The 19,097-nt window shown below is 32.2% G+C and carries 12 protein-coding genes and 1 tRNA gene; 5 read left to right on the forward strand and 8 right to left on the reverse strand.

Going from position 1 to position 19,097, the window contains the following annotated elements; all coding sequences use genetic code 11:
* Positions 1-110 precede the first annotated feature (110 nt).
* From rpsB to rplM, 3 genes are all read right to left on the reverse strand, one after another.
* Entirely contained in the window at positions 111-944 is an 834-nt protein-coding gene (gene rpsB, locus ACSVH2_RS03715; protein WP_438091811.1) for a 30S ribosomal protein S2, read from the reverse strand.
* Between the two features lie 168 nt (positions 945-1,112).
* The gene (rpsI, locus tag ACSVH2_RS03720; RefSeq protein ID WP_438091812.1) at positions 1,113-1,499 is read right to left on the reverse strand and encodes a 30S ribosomal protein S9; all 387 of its coding nucleotides are present in this window, start codon (positions 1,497-1,499) and stop codon (positions 1,113-1,115) included.
* Positions 1,499-1,954, reverse strand: a complete 456-nt coding sequence (gene rplM, locus ACSVH2_RS03725) for a 50S ribosomal protein L13 (RefSeq protein ID WP_438091813.1) — start codon at positions 1,952-1,954, stop codon at positions 1,499-1,501. The genes rpsI and rplM overlap by 1 nt, the downstream gene beginning before the upstream one ends.
* A 300-nt stretch (positions 1,955-2,254) precedes the next feature.
* On the opposite strand from rplM, the gene ACSVH2_RS03730 reads away from it, so the two are divergent.
* Positions 2,255-3,277, forward strand: coding sequence for a LacI family DNA-binding transcriptional regulator (locus ACSVH2_RS03730; protein WP_438091814.1), 1,023 nt, complete (start codon positions 2,255-2,257; stop codon positions 3,275-3,277).
* 200 nt (positions 3,278-3,477) lie between these two features.
* Here ACSVH2_RS03730 and polA read toward each other — a convergent pair whose 3' ends face one another.
* The gene (polA, locus tag ACSVH2_RS03735) at positions 3,478-6,339 is read right to left on the reverse strand and encodes a DNA polymerase I (RefSeq protein ID WP_438091815.1); all 2,862 of its coding nucleotides are present in this window, start codon (positions 6,337-6,339) and stop codon (positions 3,478-3,480) included.
* 134 nt (positions 6,340-6,473) lie between these two features.
* On the opposite strand from polA, the gene ACSVH2_RS03740 reads away from it, so the two are divergent.
* Entirely contained in the window at positions 6,474-7,706 is a 1,233-nt protein-coding gene (locus tag ACSVH2_RS03740; RefSeq protein WP_438091816.1) for a metallophosphoesterase, read from the forward strand.
* A 75-nt stretch (positions 7,707-7,781) separates the two neighbouring features.
* The gene (locus tag ACSVH2_RS03745; protein WP_342695804.1) at positions 7,782-8,078 is read left to right on the forward strand and encodes a thioredoxin family protein; all 297 of its coding nucleotides are present in this window, start codon (positions 7,782-7,784) and stop codon (positions 8,076-8,078) included.
* On the opposite strand, the gene ACSVH2_RS03750 is transcribed toward ACSVH2_RS03745, so the two are convergent.
* Both ACSVH2_RS03750 and ACSVH2_RS03755 read right to left on the reverse strand, forming a co-directional pair.
* A complete protein-coding gene (locus tag ACSVH2_RS03750; protein WP_438091817.1) occupies positions 8,075-8,710 on the reverse strand; it encodes a polysaccharide deacetylase family protein in 636 nt (211 codons plus the stop codon). The genes ACSVH2_RS03745 and ACSVH2_RS03750 overlap by 4 nt on opposite strands.
* Before the next feature lie 74 nt (positions 8,711-8,784).
* Entirely contained in the window at positions 8,785-12,066 is a 3,282-nt protein-coding gene (locus ACSVH2_RS03755) for a glycosyltransferase family 117 protein (RefSeq protein ID WP_438091818.1), read from the reverse strand.
* Positions 12,067-12,288: 222 nt separating this feature from the next.
* On the opposite strand from ACSVH2_RS03755, the gene ACSVH2_RS03760 reads away from it, so the two are divergent.
* Positions 12,289-12,359, forward strand: a tRNA-Gln gene (locus ACSVH2_RS03760).
* A gap of 480 nt (positions 12,360-12,839) precedes the next feature.
* Positions 12,840-15,857: an Eco57I restriction-modification methylase domain-containing protein gene (locus ACSVH2_RS03765; RefSeq protein ID WP_438091819.1), complete on the forward strand. Its 3,018-nt coding sequence runs from the start codon at positions 12,840-12,842 to the stop codon at positions 15,855-15,857.
* Between the two features lie 468 nt (positions 15,858-16,325).
* On the opposite strand, the gene ACSVH2_RS03770 is transcribed toward ACSVH2_RS03765, so the two are convergent.
* Both ACSVH2_RS03770 and ACSVH2_RS03775 read right to left on the reverse strand, forming a co-directional pair.
* Positions 16,326-18,503 carry a VapE domain-containing protein gene (locus ACSVH2_RS03770; RefSeq protein ID WP_438091820.1) on the reverse strand — a complete coding sequence of 726 codons (2,178 nt, stop codon included), beginning with the start codon at positions 18,501-18,503 and terminating at the stop codon, positions 16,326-16,328.
* Between the two features lie 192 nt (positions 18,504-18,695).
* Positions 18,696-18,989 (reverse strand): helix-turn-helix domain-containing protein, encoded by a 294-nt coding sequence (locus ACSVH2_RS03775; protein WP_438091821.1) that lies wholly within the window; start codon positions 18,987-18,989, stop codon positions 18,696-18,698.
* Between the last annotated feature and the right edge of the window lie 108 nt (positions 18,990-19,097).

A 19,097-nucleotide genomic window follows, 5' to 3' on the forward strand; every position in this document is an offset into this window, starting at 1 on the left:
TATTTTATGATTAAAAATTCTTTTTAAAATGAAATTACGAATTACAAATTAGAAATACGAGTGAAAATAATTCGTAATTCTTAATTAATAATTCGTAATTATTTTTTGTTTTATTCTTCAGATTTAGTTTCTTCTGTTGTCTCTACTTCTGGAGTAGCTTCTACAACTGCTTCTACTTCTGGAGCAACTTCAACAGTAGCAACTACTTCTTCCGCAACTTCCGCTTCTACTTCAGGAGCGATATCACTATCAGATGTTTTGTTAGCCAATCCGTCAATAACTGCAGCAGTTACTAAAGATAAAATTTTATCAATTGATTTTGAAGCATCATCATTTGATGGTATAACGTAATCTACTTCACGTGGATCAGAGTTAGTATCAACCATAGCGAAAACTGGAATGTTTAATTTTTGTGCTTCTTTTATGGCGATGTGTTCTGCTTTGATATCCACTACAAATAATGCTGCTGGAAGTCTAGACATGTCAGCTATAGAACCTAAGTTCTTTTCTAATTTTGCACGAAGACGATCTACTTGAAGTCTTTCTTTTTTAGAAAGTGTCATGAAAGTACCATCTTTTTTCATTTTATCAATAGTAGCCATTTTTTTAACGGCTTTACGGATAGTAACGAAGTTTGTTAACATACCACCAGGCCATCTTTCAGTGATGTAAGGCATGTTACAAGCTAATGCTTTTTCTGAAACAATATCTTTTGCTTGTTTTTTGGTAGCTACGAAAAGTATTTTTCTACCTGATGCTGCAATTTTTTTCAAAGCTTCGTTAGCTTCTTCAATTTTTGCTGCTGTTTTATATAGATTGATAATGTGAATTCCATTACGTTCCATATAAATGTATGGAGCCATATTTGGATCCCATTTACGAGTCATGTGTCCGAAGTGAACACCTGCTTCTAATAATTCTTTAACGTCAATTTTGTTTGCCATTGTGTAATAGTTTACGTTCCGTTTGATTAGCAATGCGTCACCTTTTTCGCTTTAAGCCATTTGGCTTTGAGACTTTGGACTGCATTTCGATGCTAAACTAATTCCCTTTTTACAAGGAATATCGACAACTTTGTTTTTAATTTCAATAATAAATGAACTAATATTCGATTAACGTTTAGAGAATTGGAATCTCTTACGCGCTTTTTTCTGACCGAATTTTTTACGTTCTACCATTCTTGGATCTCTTGTTAGTAATCCTTCTGGTTTAAGGATAGCTCTGTTTTCAGCTTCCACTTCACACATTGCTCTTGCAAGAGCCATTCTCACAGCTTCTGCTTGACCTGTTGAACCACCACCATATACATTTACTTTTACATCAAAGTTTTCTGCATTGTTTGTCATAGACATTGGTTGCATCACTTTGTATTGTAAAGTAGCCGTTGGGAAGTAAGTTGCAAACTCTCTTTTGTTTACAGTAATTTTTCCTGTTCCTTCAGAAACATAAACACGTGCTACTGCACATTTTCTTCTACCGATTTTGTGAATAACTCCCATTACTTAAGATCGTTTAGGTTAACGGTTTTAGGTTTTTGTGCACTATATTTGTGCTCAGTTCCTACTACTACATTTAAATTTCTGAAAAGTTCTGCACCTAATTTATTTTTAGGTAACATTCCTTTCACTGCTTTTTCAATAAGTGAAGCAGGGTTTTTTGATTGCAAAACTTTTGCAGTCAAACTTCTTTGTCCTCCTGGATAACCTGTGTGACGAATATACGTTTTGTCGTCAAGTTTGTTACCTGTAAGGTTGATTTTCTCTGCGTTGATAACTATTACGTTATCTCCACAGTCGACGTGAGGTGTGTAACTTGGCTTGTATTTACCTCTAAGAATCATAGCGACCTTTGAAGCAAAACGACCTAAGTTATGACCATCAGCATCTACAATGATCCACTCTTTTGTAACAGTGGCTTTGCTTGCAGATTGTGTCTTGTAGCTTAATGCGTCCATAATTTTATTTTAATTAAACATTCCATCCCAAATAAAGGGGTTGCAAAAGTACAATTATTTATTATAAAAGCAAATAGCAAAATTTAAATATTTTTAAAGTGATTATGTTTTTCGTTAAAATCCTATTATTTAATAGGTTTAAGGAACGAAAAATACCTTTCGTTTTGGTATAAAATCATCTTTATATTCAGTTTTTACAGGTTTTTGTCAATCAACTTTTGTTTAAAACAATAAAGAATTGAATTGTAAACGTTTAATAAGTGTAAATTTTGTTATTTTTACACTTTAACAAAAAGCAAAATGAAATCGAAAGCCACATTAAAACAAATAGCTAAAGAATTAGGAGTTTCCGTTTCTACAGTATCCAAAGCGTTAAATGGAAGTCCTGAAATAAGTGAGCCGACCAAACAACGTGTTCAAGAATATGCCAAACTAAAAAATTACAAACCCAATGTTATTGGTTTAAATTTAAAAAACAGAAGCACTAAGACTATTGGGGTTATCATCCCTAATATTTTAAATTCATTTTTTGCAAAAGTTTTTACGGGTATCGAGAAGGTAGCTGATGAAAAAGGGTATAAAGTTATCACCTGTATTTCGAATGAATCACTAGAAAAAGAAATTAATATCCTTGAAATGTTGAGCAACGGAACCATTGATGGATTCATTTTATCTGTTGCTGAGGAAACACAAAAATTACAACAATTCAATCATTTTAATAGTATTATTAATGAAGGAACACCTATTGTCATGTTTGATAGAATTTCTGACAATGTAAATTGTGATAAAGTTGTTGTAGACGACTTAGAGTCGGCAGTAAACGCCACAGAACATTTAATCAAAACTGGATGTAAAAATATAGCTCTTTTTTCTGCTATAGATAATTTAAGCGTTGGAAAATTGAGAGCAGAAGGTTTTTATAAAGCAATTAAAGATAATGGTATTCCTTTGAATGAAAAATTAATTATTCTTACAGATAACGAAACCGATTTTGATCAAAAAGTAGTTGATTTTTTTAAGAATAATAAAGTAGATGCCGTTTTTGCCCTTGATGAGCACGCTTCGGTTTCCGCATTAAAACTAGGATTAAAAAGTGGCTATAAAATTCCAGAAACTCTCTCAATAATAGGTTTTGCAGATGGTGTTTGGTCAAAAAGAATGTCACCAAGTTTGTCAACCGTTAGTCAACATGGACCTGAAATAGGTGAAGTGGCAGCAAAAATTTTAATTGATAAACTTGAAAGTAAGGATGAAGCATACACGTTTAGTACTACTGTTATCAATACGGAATTAAGACAACGTGAGTCTACAAGAAAGTTATAGTAGCTTTTTTCACAAATTGCTCGAAAAAGAACTACAGAACTATCCAAAGAAATTTTGAAAACAAATCCAAAAGCTTTTATGTTACTGATGCAGAAAGTTTCTCCATTAATTTTGGCTTGTTAAAAAAGAAATAATGAAGTAACATTTTTTTATGTATAAACTAATTGAAAAAGACAACTTTTAAGTTGTCTTTTTTAGTATCAATGTGCTTCTAACCAATTTTTACCAACACCAATTTCAACTACCAACGGAACATCCATTTTAAAGGCGTTTTCCATTTCGTGTTTTATCATTGGTTGGATTTTTTCTAATTCTGAGTTGTGAACGTCAAAAACCAATTCGTCATGTACTTGTAACAACATTTTCGATTTCCAATTTTCAGAAGTTAATTTTTTATGGATATTAATCATGGCTATTTTAATAATATCGGCTGCCGAACCTTGAATTGGTGCGTTTACGGCATTTCTTTCAGCGCCACTTTTTACCATCATATTAGCCGAATTGATGTCTTTTAAATAACGACGTCTACCTAAAACAGTTTGCACATAACCGTGTTCTCTAGCAAAATCAACTTGATTGCTCATGTACGATTTCAATTTTGGATACGTCGCATAATATGCTTCAATTAAATCGGCACTTTCTTTTCGTGAAAGAGATGTTTGATTCGAAAGTCCGAAAGCAGAAACTCCATAAATAATTCCGAAATTCACGGTTTTGGCATTGCTACGTTGTTCTTTGGTCACTTCTTCCAATGAAACGTTGAATACTTTTGCAGCCGTACTTCTGTGAATGTCTTCGTTGTTTTGAAAAGCTTTAATCATATTTTCTTCTCCAGACAAAGCGGCAATAATTCGTAATTCTATTTGAGAATAATCCGCAGAAACTAAGGTGTAATTTTCGTCACGAGCAATAAAGGCTTTACGAATCAATCGTCCTCGTTCGGTACGAATTGGAATGTTTTGCAAGTTCGGATTATTCGAACTCAAACGTCCTGTTGCAGCCACAGTTTGCATATAATCGGTGTGAACGCGTCCTGTTTTTTTGTCAACCTGATTCGGTAACGCATCAATATAGGTGCTTTGCAATTTCACCATTTGACGCCATTCGAGAATGTCTTTAACGATTGGATTGTCTTTTTCTAAATAACTTAAAATCTCTTCGCCAGTGGCATATTGACCGGTTTTGGTTTTTTTTTGTTTCGCTCCGCCAATTTTTAATTTGTCGAATAAAATGTCTCCTAATTGTTTTGGCGAAGCCAAATTGAATTTCTCACCTGCCGTTTCGTATATTTTTTGTTCCAAAGCGGCACTTTCTTTTGCCATTTCTACCGACATTGATTTCAGGAACGGAACGTCCAAATTGATCCCTTCCAATTCCATTGCTGCTAAAACTGGAATTAACGGAATTTCAATTTTATCAAATAATTTTTTGGTTTCGGCTTTATCCAAAATTGGGCTGAAATTTTGTTTTAATTGAAAGGTTACATCGGCATCTTCGGCAGCATATTCTTTGATTTCTTCTAAAGGCACCTCACGCATCGACTTTTGATTCTTGCCTTTTTTGCCAATTAAATCCTCAATCGATTTTGGCGAATATTTCAAGTAGGTTTCCGATAAAACATCCATATTGTGACGCATATCGGGATTAATCAGATAATGCGCAATCATCGTGTCGAATAACTTTCCTTTGATTTGAACGCCATAATGCGACAAGATTTTTAAATCGTATTTGATGTTTTGACCAATTTTTTCTATAGTTTCACTTTCGAAAAATGGTTTGAATTTATCTACTAAAACTTGTGCTTCTTCCTGATTTTCCGGAAACGGAACGTAAAATGCTTTCCCTTTTTCGAAAGAAAATGACATTCCAACGAGTTCCGCATTCAAGGCGTCAATTCCTGTAGTTTCGGTATCAAAACATACCGAAGTTTGATTTAGTAAATTTTGTAAAAATAATTTTGCACCAAGTTCACCTTGAATAATTTGATAATTGTGATTGGTTGTTTCTAAAGTTGCGTAAAATGAATTTGGTTTTGGTTCACCATTTTCTTCATCAGAAAAGCCAAATAAATCGAATTGCTCTTCGTTGGATTTTTTAGGAGGAGCTTTTTTAGTTGCTTGTATTGTATCGATAGAAGTTCCGTTTCCATTGGTGTCAATTTCATCATATTCTTTTCCTGTTCCAAAATATTTATCAAATTGCGCTTTCATTTGACGGAATTCCAATTCGTTGAATAACGCATCAGTTTTTTCTACATCAGGTTTTGATAATTCGTAATCAGTAGCATTAAAAGTCACAGGGCAATCGAGTAGGATAGTGGCTAATTTTTTAGAAAGAATTCCTTTATCTGCATTGGCTTCGATTTTTTCTTTCATCGCACCTTTTAGTTTGTCGGTATTGGCTAAAAGATTTTCCATCGAACCAAATTCTTTCAACAATTTTTTAGCAGTAACTTCACCAACGCCAGGTAATCCGGGAATATTATCGGCAGTATCGCCCATCATTCCTAAGAAATCTATAACTTGTTCTGGGCGTTCGATTTCGAATTTTGCTAATACTTCGGGGATTCCCCAAATTTCAATATCATTCCCCATTCGAGCTGGTTTGTACATAAAAATATTTTCGGAAACGAGTTGAGCAAAATCTTTATCAGGCGTAACCATAAACACTTTAAAATCTTCTTTTTCAGCTTGTTTGGCGAGTGTTCCAATTAAGTCATCGGCTTCAAAACCTGCTACTTCAATTATTGGAATGTGCATCGCTTTTAGCAATTCTTGAATATAAGGAACGGCAATTTTTATGGCTTCGGGCGTTTCATCGCGATGTGCTTTGTATTCTTGATACATTTCATAACGATAATCGCTTCCGCCTTTGTCAAATGCCACCGCTAAATGGTCTGGTTTTTCACGTTTGATAACATCCATTAAGGCATTCATAAATCCCATAATAGCTGAAGTATCCATTCCTTTAGAATTGATTCTTGGGTTTTTTATAAAGGCAAAATAACCGCGAAAAATAAGGGCATAAGCATCGAGAAGGTAAAGGCGTTTTTGTTCTGACATTTTTTAAAAAAATTATAAGGTGTAAATGTAACGAAACTTTGAATTCTAATGAATAGAAATAATTAAGTTAAAATTAGTTAAATAGAGAATAGTAATGAGGTGTTTATTCGTTATTTTGCTAAAAAATTAAATAGATGTTTCGTTGGATTTTCTTCCTGTTTTTTGTTGCATTAATTGAAGTTTATGCTTTTCAAGCTTTTAGAACCATAACCAAAGTAAGATGGGTTTTGGTTGCTTATCAGCTTATTTCCTTGTTAGCAATCCTATATATATTTTATCAATTCTCGCAATTTGACCGAAGAGTTGGACAAAACAGTAAAACACTTTTGACTTTAGGATTATTACTCTTATTATTTATTCCAAAAATTATTTTAACATTTTTCATGTTGATGGAAGATGTTTTCAGAGTTTTTTCGGGAACTATTACTTATTTTGTTGGGGATAATGATAATGGAAGTTTCCTCCCAGATAGGAGAAAGTTTATTAGCCAAATAGCGTTAGTCCTTGCTGCTGTTCCTTTTACATCACTTATTTATGGAATGACCAAAGGAAAATATAATTTCAGAGTATTAAAACAAACCTTATTTTTCCCTGATTTACCCGATGATTTTGATGGATTTACCATAACTCAAATTTCGGATGTACATAGCGGAAGTTTTGATGATCCTGAGAAAATACAACACGCTATTGATTTAATCAATGAATATAAGACCGATATGATGTTGTTCACTGGAGATATTGTGAATACTCATGCTACCGAAATGCATCCTTGGATTACTATGTTTAACAAAATTGAACGTCACGAATATGGTAAATATGCGGTTTTAGGCAATCACGATTATGGCGAGTATATCGATTGGCCATCACAAAAAGCCAAAGATGAAAATTTTGAAGCTATAAAAGATTTGTACGGACAAATTGGATTTGATTTATTATTGAACCAACATAAAAAAATTAAAAAAGGGCAAAGCGAAATAGCTATTGTTGGTGTAGAAAATTGGGGGAAAAATTTCAAACAAGCTGGTGATTTGAATAAAGCTTCAGACGGATTGACTAAAGAAGATTTTAAAATTTTGATGAGTCACGATCCAAGTCATTGGGAATATGAAATCAAAAATGATGACAAACATTTTCAATTGACACTATCTGGACATACACATGGATTGCAATTTGGAATTGAAATACCAGGAATTATAAGTTGGAGTCCTGTGCAATATGTTTACAAACAATGGGCAGGATTATATGAAAATTTAGGAAGATATATATACGTAAATCGTGGTCTTGGGTTTCATGCTTATCCTGGAAGAGTTGGAATTTGGCCAGAAATTACGGTTTTTGAACTAAAAAAAGGGGAAAAAGTAGCATAATTAGTTAAAAATGCTACATTTGTGCTTTAATAGTTCTTTTTAATAGCTAAAAGAAAGTAAAAACGTTTTGGTTTTATGTCAAAATTTGGAGAATTAATCAATGCTCAAGTACCTGTGTTAATTGACTTTTACACAGAGTGGAATGAATCTTCAGTGTCTATGCATCCTGTAATAAGAGATGTTGCAGCAGCGCTTGGTGATAAAGCAAAAGTGATAAAAATTGATGTAGATAAAAATCAAGAATTGGCCGATGCGCTTCGCATCAAAGGATTGCCAACCTTGATGATTTACAAAGAAGGAAACATGGTTTGGAGACAATCGGGCGAATTAGATGCTAATACGCTAATTGGAATTGTTCAAGAGCAACTTTAGTCAATTTTATCACAAACAAATCCTTTTTCTTTTAAAAACTCTAGTGTTTTAGGTAAAACATATTTTAAGTTATGTTCCGCTTTAACACTGTCATGAAACACTATTATACTTCCTATTTTAATGTTGTTTAAAACATTTTCCAAACATTGTTCAGGAGAAATACTTTGGTCATAATCTCGGCTCAACACATCCCACATAATTATTTTATATCCTGATTTTTGCAAAGCTTTCGCTTGTACATTTTTAATCTTTCCATATGGAGGGCGAAAAAGATTACAGTGGTCGGTGCTCAGTTTGTAGTGTTCAGTTTCGTATAATTTCACATCAGCAAGATAATCTTCAAAAGAAGTTTTCCAACCTTTTACATGTTTGAAAGTGTGGTTGCCTATTGAATGTCCTTCGGCAATTGTTTTTTGGAAAATTTCAGGATATTTTTTAATGTTATTGCCAATGCAAAAAAAAGTGGCTTTGGCATTGTGTTTTTTTAATTGTTCTAATGTCCATTGCGTAATTTCGGGAGTTGGACCATCATCAAAAGTGAGGAATACTTTTTTTTCATTGTTAGGAATATCCCAAATATAATTTGGAAAAAGCAACTTTATAAAACGATTTGTTTTAAACCAAAAACTCATAGTGTAAATATAACAATAAAAAAATGTGCCAACTAGTATTAACCAATTGACACATCTTTTTTAGTTTAATTAAGTTATTCTAAATCTCTTCCAAAACGAGTAAATCGCTGTACGAAAGAATTAAATGTAGCTTTGTTTTTGTTATAAAATTCTAAATCACCTCTGTCTTTCATAACCAGTAACAAACTACGGTAGCGTTCAATATCAGTTATAATATCGGAAGCAATTCCATCTTGTATTGAAGGTTGAATGCCTGAATAATAGGTTAGATTTTGTTTGTATTTTGTCATCAACTTTTCTAATAACTGTCTGGCTTTTGCTTTTTCACCTACTTCATAATAACCACCAGCAAAAGGTTCTACCATGGTATAATAACCATAATAATCCATAGGCATTTTGGTCAAAGCTAAGTCAATAATTTTTTTAGCTTTCTCTATTTTCCCTTCATTGATTAATTGTTCCATTAATCGCGCCATGTTAGTTCTGTATGAAATACTGTTTTTTCTAGTTTCAGGATCATGATATATAGTAGTCAAATTACCATTGCCCCAAACCCATTTTGTGACAAAATCATACATTTTATCGCTGTCTATTTGACCCATATCGTATGGGTTTTCTTTGTCAACTTTTGTTTTAATAGGAACTAGTTTGTATACCAAACCATCTAATTGTAGGTAATCTTTCATCCATAGATAATCATCATCACCAAAACTTCCACCTGTAAAATACATTGGTCTTTTCCAATTATTATTGGCTAACACATCAAGCATCATCAATCTATTTTTATACAACGCACTGCCTTTAATATCAATATCAATGTAAGGCACTATTGAGTCATTGTATATTGAGCTCACTACTTTATTGGCTATGATAGCATTTTTATCTACAGGAATTCTGATTTTGTTAGTTGGATAAAAATGAATAGTTTGTCCATTTTGTAGATCAACGGTAGATTTTGGATTTTTAATAAATTCGATAAAATCTTTTATATCCCATCGCGCCTCAGTTTTTGGAATATGCGCAACATAATCTAATTTGTCGCCCACATATTCATTGTGTGTAAACGATATAGGCAATCCATCAGATTTATAGGTTTTAAACTTCATCTGATCTATATACCAATCAGTCATAAAAAGACTAGTGTTTACAATTTTAATATCCGTTCTAATGCCTTCAATTTCTTGGGCATACCATAATGGAAAAGTATCATTGTCGCCGATGGTAAACAATATGGCATTGGGTTCACATGACTCTAAATAATTTTTTGCCATGGCAATAGCCGTATATTTTTCAGCTCTATTATGGTCATCCCAGTTTTGGGTTGCCATCAAAACAGGTGCTGCTAGAAGACAAGCGCCAATAACTATAGGACCAACTAATTTTGATTTGGCATATTCAGTAACTATTTCATAAATAGCATACACTCCAAATCCTATCCAAATGGCAAATACATAAAAAGAACCTACTAAAGCATAGTCTCTTTCTCGTGGCTCAAATGGTCTTTCGTTTAGAAACACTTTTAATGCAATACTAGTAAATAAAAACAAGACCAATAAAACATAAAAACTCTTTAAATCTCGCTGAGCATGGTACATAAGTCCAATTAACCCAATTATAAATGGTAGGAAGTAATACACATTTCTTCCTTTGTTATTTTTTACATCATCAGGAAGATTTTCTTGTGTTCCTTTACCTAAATGTATTTCGTCGATAAATTTTATACCACTAAGCCAATTGCCGTCTAGGTTATCGTATTTCCCTTGAATATCATTTTGTCTTCCTACGAAATTCCATAATAAGTATCTTCCATACATGTATCCAAATTGATATTCAATCATGAAACTTATGTTGTCCCAAGTAGAAGGTTTTTCTACAATTAGATAATCGCTGTATTTTTTTAGGAAAGAAACATAATCTTCGTTATCAATCTTTTTCTGTGCGTAGGCTGTTTTAAATTCGTTGATATTTTTTTGCATTTCTTCTTTCAATTGACCAACGGCTTGCATCACTTGGTCTTCTGATAAGCTATCTAAATCAACACCATATTGTGCCAAATCTTCTTCATAAGGATAATCTTGATTGAGTTTAAACTTAGGAACACCTGTAAATTGAATATAATTGTCAACATGATCTGGACTCCACATTCTAGGAAGAATAGCTTTATGCTTATCATCACTATTTTGGTCGGCATTTTTGTAATTGTTTACAATAACATATTTGCCAGTTTTATAATCTCTTTCATAGTTTGGTGCTTTATCTAAATAGGGTTGGTCTTCATCAAGGCCAGCAAATGTATCGGTATATTGTGGTCCATAAAACAAAGGATTTACACCATATTGTTCTCTGTTATAATATGCTAAAACTTCGGCAGCATCAGAAGGTTTATTTTCATTGATAACCACATTAGCATTGGCACGAATAGGCAACATCATCCAAGTGGAGAAACCTATTAGTACAAAAAGAATGCATAATATAACTGTGTTGTAAAAAGGATGGCCTTTTTCTCTTGTATATTTTAATCCAAAATAGAAAAAAGCCACGATTAATAAAGTAGCTAAAATGGTTCCAGAATTGAAAGGTAATCCAAAACTATTAACCATAAAGATTTCCATTTTCCCGAAAAAGGCTAGCGTGTATGGTAGTAATAGTTTGAAAATGAATAATAAAACGGCAACAATTATGATGTTGGCAATAATGAAACTTTTAACGGTAACCGTTTTATAGTTTTTAAAGAAATATAAAAATCCAATCGCTGGAATGGTTAATAGAGCCATAAAGTGAACACCAAACGAAAGACCAATTATTAAGGATATTAATAAAAGCCAACGATTTCCTCTTGGTGTATGCATGTCTTGTTCCCATCGTAAACCAAGCCAAAACAACAATGCTATAAATAAGGATGCCATGGCATATACTTCAGCTTCAACAGCGCTTGACCAAAAACTATCTGAAAAAGTAAAAGCCAATGAACCTACAAAAGAACTTCCAAGAATAACAATTGCTTTACTTTTATCCACTTCAGTATACGATGAAACGATTTTCTTCAAAATAATAGAAGAAGACCAAAACATGAATAATATGGTAAAAGCACTTGAAAAAACAGACATCATATTGACCATCAAGGCCACGATAGCATTGTTACCAAATGAAAACATAGCGAAGAATGCACCGAGCATTTGATATAATGGTGCTCCAGGTGGATGTCCAACTTCGAGTTTTGCAGCTGTTGCAATATATTCGCCACAATCCCAAAAACTCATAGTGGGTTCAACGGTTAAAGAATAGGTGATTAAAGCTATGGTAAATGTTGACCATCCGATAATGGTATTCCATTTATTGAAGTTAAAATTCATCATATAATTATGAAATGAAAGGTTTTTATTTAGATGGTACAAAGAAACTATTTTTTTTAACGCAATTAAACCCGCATTAACAAATTTTTCTCAAATAGATAACGAATTAAACACAAGTTTATTATAGATAATACCGTGAGATTTTAAAACTATGTTTTAATTTTTTCTTCTAATTGTTTGTGTAAAATAAAATTTGTGTTAAATTTGCACTCGCATTAAGCAAGCTGGTCTATGGTGTAATGGTAACACAACTGTTTTTGGTGCAGTCTTTCAAGGTTCGAGTCCTTGTAGACCAACTTTAAAAATCCCTAATATCTTAACTTTTAAGCATTTAGGGATTTTTTATTTATTGTTTTCCCCTAGTACTCCCCTAATTTTTTTTATTTTTAAACATTTTTAATTTTTTTCTGAAAATCGGTGTTCTTTAGTTTTTGTTATTTAAAGTGGCATTTTAATAAAAAAATGTAGACTAACCAATCATAAAAACGGCTTCAATATTAGAATTCGTTTTACATAAACACACTAAAAAACACTATAGTTTTACCAGCCGTATAATCAACACACGCAACAACACGCATTATTACACGACAATTTAATACTAACCGTGTAGTATAAAAACGGTAAAAAACGCATTACTTTTAATAGCCGTGTTACCAACACGCACTAAATAACGCCAAAACAATACCAACCGTGTTGTTAAAAAATAAAAATAAAATTCATTTGTATAATACTATTCTTTACTAAATTTAGAAATTATAATTCCATACTTACACACAATGCCGTTATTTCAAAATTCAGTCGTTGCCAAACAATTACAAAGCCAAGATAAAAACAAATTGGTCGATGCGTGGAATGCTTTCAAAAACCATTTTCACAATACAATCATTCAAGATAATATTCGTTCCAGTAAGGAAGAACAATATCAAGGCGAGTTTCTAATTGATTTATTTGTAAATGTATTGGGATATACCAAAAACCCAACGCCTAATTTCACGCTTACTACGGAATACAAAAACGTGAAAGACAGTAAAAAAGCCGATGGTGCTATACTTATAAACGATAAAGTAAGAGCCGTTATTGAATTAAAGGGAACAAACACGACCGATTTAAACAAAATTGAAGTACAGGCGTTTGGATATAAAAACAATCAACCCGATTGCGTATATGTCATCACGTCTAACTTTGAAAAAGTACGTTTTTATATTGACAATGCTACAGAATATATCGAATTCAATCTTTTTACGCTTTCAGAAAAGGAATTTGAATTAATGTATTTGTGTTTGGCTTTTGAAAATATTGCTAACGATGTTCCCAAGAAGCTCAAAGAACAATCGGTAAGCCAAGAAAAGGATATTACCAAAAAACTATATACTGATTATTCGCTTTTCAAAAGGGAGTTGCACCAAGATTTAGTAAAGCAAAATCCTGAATTTGATGCTTTGGAATTATTCCAAAAATCACAAAAACTATTAGACCGTTTTTTGTTTATTTTCTTTGCCGAAGACAGAAACTTGTTACCAACCAACTTAATTTTCAGAATAAACAAAGAATGGCGACAGTTGCAAGAAATGCGAATGAATATTTCGCTTTACGACCGTTACAAAATTTATTTTAACGACTTAAATAAAGGCGCAAAAGTAGTATTACCAGCATTTACACAAACTACCGCTTCGCAAAAGGAAGAACATCAAATTTTTGCTTACAACGGTGGATTATTTCAACCTGATGCAGTACTAGACACTATAAAAATTAATGATGAACTACTTTATACTTATACCCAAAAGTTAAGCCATTACGATTTTGCTAGTGAAGTGGATGTAAACATACTAGGGCATATTTTTGAAAATTCACTGAATGAATTAGACGAAATAAAAGCACAACTTGAAGGTGGAAGTATTGACAAGCAAAGCACTAAACGAAAAAAAGATGGCGTTTTTTACACGCCCAAATACATTACAAAATATATTGTTGATAATACCGTAGGCAAGCTCTGCCAAGATAAAAAAGCCGAAATCAACATTATTGAGGAAGACTATTTTACCGATAAAAAACGAACCAAAACAACCAAGCAACCACTACTAGAAAAACTAACTGCGTATAGAAATTGGCTGTTACAAATAACCATTTGCGACCCAGCGTGTGGTAGTGGTGCGTTTTTGAACCAAGCATTAGATTTTTTAATACAAGAGCATAAATACATTGACGAACTACAAGCTAAACTGTTTGGCGATGCGTTAATTTTGAGCGATGTAGAAAAAAGCATACTCGAAAACAACCTTTATGGCGTTGATTTGAACGAGGAAAGTGTAGAAATTGCCAAACTCTCTCTTTGGTTACGCACCGCACAACCCAACCGAAAACTAAACGACCTGAACAACAATATTAAATGTGGAAACTCACTCATAGACGATGTTACTATTGCTAGCGATAAAGCGTTTAACTGGCAAAATGAATTTCCTAAAATATTTGATAAAGGAGGTTTTGATATAATTATTGGAAATCCGCCTTATGTTCAAGTTTTTGATATAAATTTAAAAGAAGCATTAGAAACTAAATTTGAAGTTTTTAAAAGAAATAATGATTTATATAGTTCGTTTTATGAACTTTCAATTAATCTTTTAAAGAGCAGAGGAATTCTGGGTTTTATAACTCCTAATAGTTTTATTAAAGGCGATTATTTTAAAAATTTGAGAGAGTTTTTTATTAAATACCAAATTTTATCAATTGTAGATTTTAACAATGAATTAATTTTTGAAGATGCAAATGTTTTTTCAGCAATTTTAATTCTTGAGAAAAAAAATCCAACTAAAAACTGGATATTAAAAAGTGATTTAAGCACTATAAAAGGTGAAATTGAAATTGGAATTTCAACTTTTATTCAAGAAAATTCTATTTTGAATAAATTTAAAAACGTGAAAGTTTTTGAGGATTATTTTTTTATCAAAGATGTTGGGTTTAATTATTGGTCTGTTGGCGGAGAAAAAACAAGAGGAAATTCAATCGGGGATAGAGTTTTATACAAGGGTAAAAAACAAAGTGAAAATGATATTTCATATACAAAAGGAAGCAATTTTAACAGGTATTCAGGTATAGAAAATGAAAATTTTTTAAGGTTTAACTATAAAGATTTTTTAAATGAAAACGATACATTTAGATTTTCGGAAGAACTTTTAAAAACAAGACCTAAACTCATTTATAGACAAACTTCAAGCTCTCTGATTTCAACAGTAGATTTTGATGCTAATTATTGTGATAAAACTGTTCATATAATAGTAAATAGAGAAAATACGAATATAAACTATTTATACATAATGTGTTTGTTCAATAGTTCTTTATTAAACTACTTCTATAAATTATCGACAGAAGAAACTGGTAGAGCATTTGCGCAAGTAAAAACTGTAAATGTTAAAAAAATACCATTTTTAGATTCCGAGAACAAACAACCATTCATAGAAAAAGCCGATTTAATGTTATCATTAAACAAAGACTTACAAGAGCAATCCCAAAAGTTTCAAAGAACGATACAGCGCAAGTTTGAGTTAACGGATTTACCCAAAAAACTACAAGATTGGTATTTGTTATCCTATGCTGATTTTATCAAAGAACTGGGCAAACTAAAAATAAAACTAACGCTATCTCAAGAAGCCGAGTGGGAAGATTATTTCACTACCGAAGCCAACAAAGCAAACGCCATAAAAACGCAAATAAACGCCACAGATAAAGCCATAGATGCAATGGTTTATGAGTTGTATGGTTTGAGTAAAGAAGAAATTGAAATAGTGGAAAATAGTTAAAAAGCAGAAAAAATAAAAAGATTTATTGTTTCTACCTACCTAAGTTACCTAAAACTATAAAACCTCATTAAATATTGGGCTTCACAAACTAATTAAGTAAAAATATTACGTTACCCTAACTCTAGCAAGTTACCCTGATTTGCTGGGTAGGATTAGGTAAGTTAGGGTAACATGAAAAAAAAATAAGTTACCCTTTTTAAATCTAGCCATTAATTACTTTTATTCTTAAAGGTAACTTAGGTAACTACTTTTTACTAAATATTTATATTTTATTTATTCCCTTTTGTTTTTACTGCAATTATAAATTTTGAATTTGTTTTTTGATAAAATTCCGATTTAATCTGTAAATTTGTAAAAATGAAAAAAGGGATGCGCTAACACCCCTTTTTTAGTTGATTGTTTGGCAATTCGCCAGTTCTAATGAGAAACCCAATCAATTCGCCCTCTAATGTGGGGACTTGCTAAATTTTACGAATTGGGGTTTTCTTTTTTCACAACCCAGTAGCCCCAAATTCCCTTATGTTTTTTTCTGATAAAACCACACTTTGGTAATGCTCTGCCAATTGCTTCACGACTTAATCTAACACCGCTTGTATAAAGTGATATGTGATGTAAAATTGATGTCGCAGTAAGGAATTCAGCATTTTCATCATTGATAGGAACTTCAAAGCACTTGGGGATTAACTCTCTTTCAGGAGATAAAATTTGAAATTTGTCATTTCGAAGTTCATTTATTCTAATGTCTTCTGGAGTCAATTCTGCTATGAATGTGTTGTCTTTGGAAAGAGAATATGCTTGTGCCCAAAGGTTATCAATGTTGAATTCAGAAGAATAGTTAAAATTAAATTTTTTGACAATGAAACATAACCACCTTACAGAACCGCTTTCGTCAACTAAAAATGTACTCATGTTCGTTGAACCTATAAAGTTTGCGACTCTTGAAATTACAATGTCTTTTTTACCATAAGGCAATCTAGTTTTAATTTTATCGGAACTAAACATTGATTTCAATTTATTAATGTCTGTTTTTGATAATGTTGCCAGTTCATCTAGGTTTATGAAGAAATTCTGTCCTAACCGTTTGATGGCATCCTTATCATCAGGTAAATTTTCACAATAGTATTTCATTAGTAATGTGGGTACTAAAAATCGAATAAATGTAGTTTTACCAATATTCTGCCCTTTTGCATCATCTGACAAAACAAAAGCTTGTTTGTTGTAGTATCCCTCGATGGTTGAACACTTAACTGACCTTACACACCATTTTTTGAAGTGATAAATAAATTGTTCTCTGTCCTCTCCGTTCTCTAGTTCAACATATTCAAGAAGTTGCTTTATGTAGTCAGTTTTTTTGTCCCAAGCGGGCAAGTTTTCGAAGTAGTTTATTATTGGATTAAATTTTACGACAAATTCACTTAGAATAATCGACCGTAAATTTCCGATAGAAATTTTTATATGTTTTTTTTGCATTTCAACATAAAGGTGGTCATCGTTTAATTCTTTCCATTTGTTTTGTCCTTTTGGGCTTATTTCAATTTCATTCGCAATAATATCTAGTCTTAAATCGTAGTTTTTTGAAATATAATTTTCTGCCTTGTGGAAAATGGTTAAATCTGTGTTTTCAGAAACATCATCACTTGAATTTTTATTTTTTACGGCTAAATCAATAATTTTTTGAAAATCTTCTGTAGTATGTTCTTGGAAATAATCGGTAATGTCATAACCTTTTATTTTTTCATTACTTGGCAATCGTAACGGAATAATCGATGGAAATCTTTTAACTAAATTGTTGCTTCCTTTTTCCCCAGTATCGTCATTATCATAGCATACAAATAAATTACTGCAAAGACCTTGTAACAGTTCAATTTGTTCTGCTTTTGGTTGTCCAGCTTCACTCCCAAAAGTAATTGCTTTAAAACCTCTCGAGCTAGCTACAACTACATCTTTTTCTCCAGCACAAATTAGTAAGTTTTCTATTTTTTCTGTTCCAAGTTGTTCTAATCCAAAAATTCCTGTTGGAAATGGTGGCAATACATTTTTCTTTATACCATGTTCGGGTTGTTCGGGTATATAAAGCTTTTCCTTTCCATCTAGCTTAAAAACAAACGCAACACTTCCGTTTTTAGTGTTTTTTGGGTTTTTTCCACTCCAACAGTAGCTAGATATGGATTGCAAGTTGAATTTGTCTAGCATTGCTTTATCAACTCCTAATTTATTCCAGTAATCTAAATCTTCTTTTATAAATTCTCTGTGTGTGGTAGTTAGTGTAGAAGCGTTTTTTTTCTCCAACGTCTTATCGTTATCAACGTTAAGTTTGGCGTTGTTTGGGCGTGAAATGACTTGCGTTTTCTGTTGTAAATCAATATTCATTTCTTTTGCAATAATTTCCGCAACTTCTCTAAATTGGGTTTTACAATCCAAACCGTATATGTCTGCAACAAGTTGAAAAACGTCGCCTTGTTTACCTGTACTATTACATTTGAATTTTCCGTCTCCATAGAGACTAAAACTAGGTTTTTTATCTTCTGATAACGGACTACTTATGTTTGTTTTTGGTTTTTCTTTAAGACGTAAAACTGTAAGATAAATTTCGTTTACAGTTGTTTGAGATAATATTATATCTTTGATACTTGAATTTGAAGTCATAATATGATTTTTTAAACCCATTGCAATTCGACCTTGTAATGGGTTTTTGTTAGTATTTAGTTTGTAAACGGTTTACCGTGCACGCTTGCCGTAAGAATATAATTCATAGTCGTTTTCTATGATTATTGTAAACGTTAGAGCATGATTTGCATAACGTTATGACGTTCACGGTTGGCGTGTTGTAAAGACGTTTTACTTATTAAACTTGTTGTGTTTTTGAAGTGCTTCCAATACTTCATTTTTTTTGTAGCGGATTTTGTTCCCAATACGATATGCAGGGATAATATCTTTTCTTGTCCAGTCCCAAATGCTAACAAGTGAAACTCCTAACAAATCAGCCGTTTCTTGTCTTGAAAGTAATTTGTTTACGTCAGGATTTTGCAAAGTTTCTGCGTATCCTTTTAAAGCGTTAGTAACGTCTTTTACAATTTCGTTTTTAAAATCGTTAGCGTTGGTGTTTTCTAGTTGTAGAATCTCTTTTCCCATAATAATAGTTATTAGTTATGGTGTAAAATTAAGTAGTATTAAATAGTGTTAGGTTTATAAGCGGAGGTTACGGTTAGTACTGGTTAGTAAAAGTTCATTAGGGTAGTT

It is taken from the genome of Flavobacterium sp. RSB2_4_14, assembly GCF_051547085.1.
Taxonomy (GTDB): Bacteria; Bacteroidota; Bacteroidia; order Flavobacteriales; family Flavobacteriaceae; genus Flavobacterium.

Excerpts from the sequence above, each read along its gene's own strand:
- rpsI (WP_438091812.1), bottom strand. The coding sequence starts at position 1,499 with ATGGGAGTTATTCACAAAATCGGTAGAAGAAAATGTGCAGTAGCACGT.
- rpsB (WP_438091811.1), bottom strand. The coding sequence starts at position 944 with ATGGCAAACAAAATTGACGTTAAAGAATTATTAGAAGCAGGTGTTCAC.
- ACSVH2_RS03755 (WP_438091818.1), bottom strand. The coding sequence starts at position 12,066 with ATGATGAATTTTAACTTCAATAAATGGAATACCATTATCGGATGGTCA.
- ACSVH2_RS03770 (WP_438091820.1), bottom strand. The coding sequence starts at position 18,503 with ATGACTTCAAATTCAAGTATCAAAGATATAATATTATCTCAAACAACT.
- ACSVH2_RS03750 (WP_438091817.1), bottom strand. The coding sequence starts at position 8,710 with ATGAGTTTTTGGTTTAAAACAAATCGTTTTATAAAGTTGCTTTTTCCA.
- ACSVH2_RS03745 (WP_342695804.1), top strand. The coding sequence starts at position 7,782 with ATGTCAAAATTTGGAGAATTAATCAATGCTCAAGTACCTGTGTTAATT.
- ACSVH2_RS03730 (WP_438091814.1), top strand. The coding sequence starts at position 2,255 with ATGAAATCGAAAGCCACATTAAAACAAATAGCTAAAGAATTAGGAGTT.
- ACSVH2_RS03765 (WP_438091819.1), top strand. The coding sequence starts at position 12,840 with ATGCCGTTATTTCAAAATTCAGTCGTTGCCAAACAATTACAAAGCCAA.
- ACSVH2_RS03740 (WP_438091816.1), top strand. The coding sequence starts at position 6,474 with ATGTTTCGTTGGATTTTCTTCCTGTTTTTTGTTGCATTAATTGAAGTT.
- ACSVH2_RS03775 (WP_438091821.1), bottom strand. The coding sequence starts at position 18,989 with ATGGGAAAAGAGATTCTACAACTAGAAAACACCAACGCTAACGATTTT.
- rplM (WP_438091813.1), bottom strand. The coding sequence starts at position 1,954 with ATGGACGCATTAAGCTACAAGACACAATCTGCAAGCAAAGCCACTGTT.
- polA (WP_438091815.1), bottom strand. The coding sequence starts at position 6,339 with ATGTCAGAACAAAAACGCCTTTACCTTCTCGATGCTTATGCCCTTATT.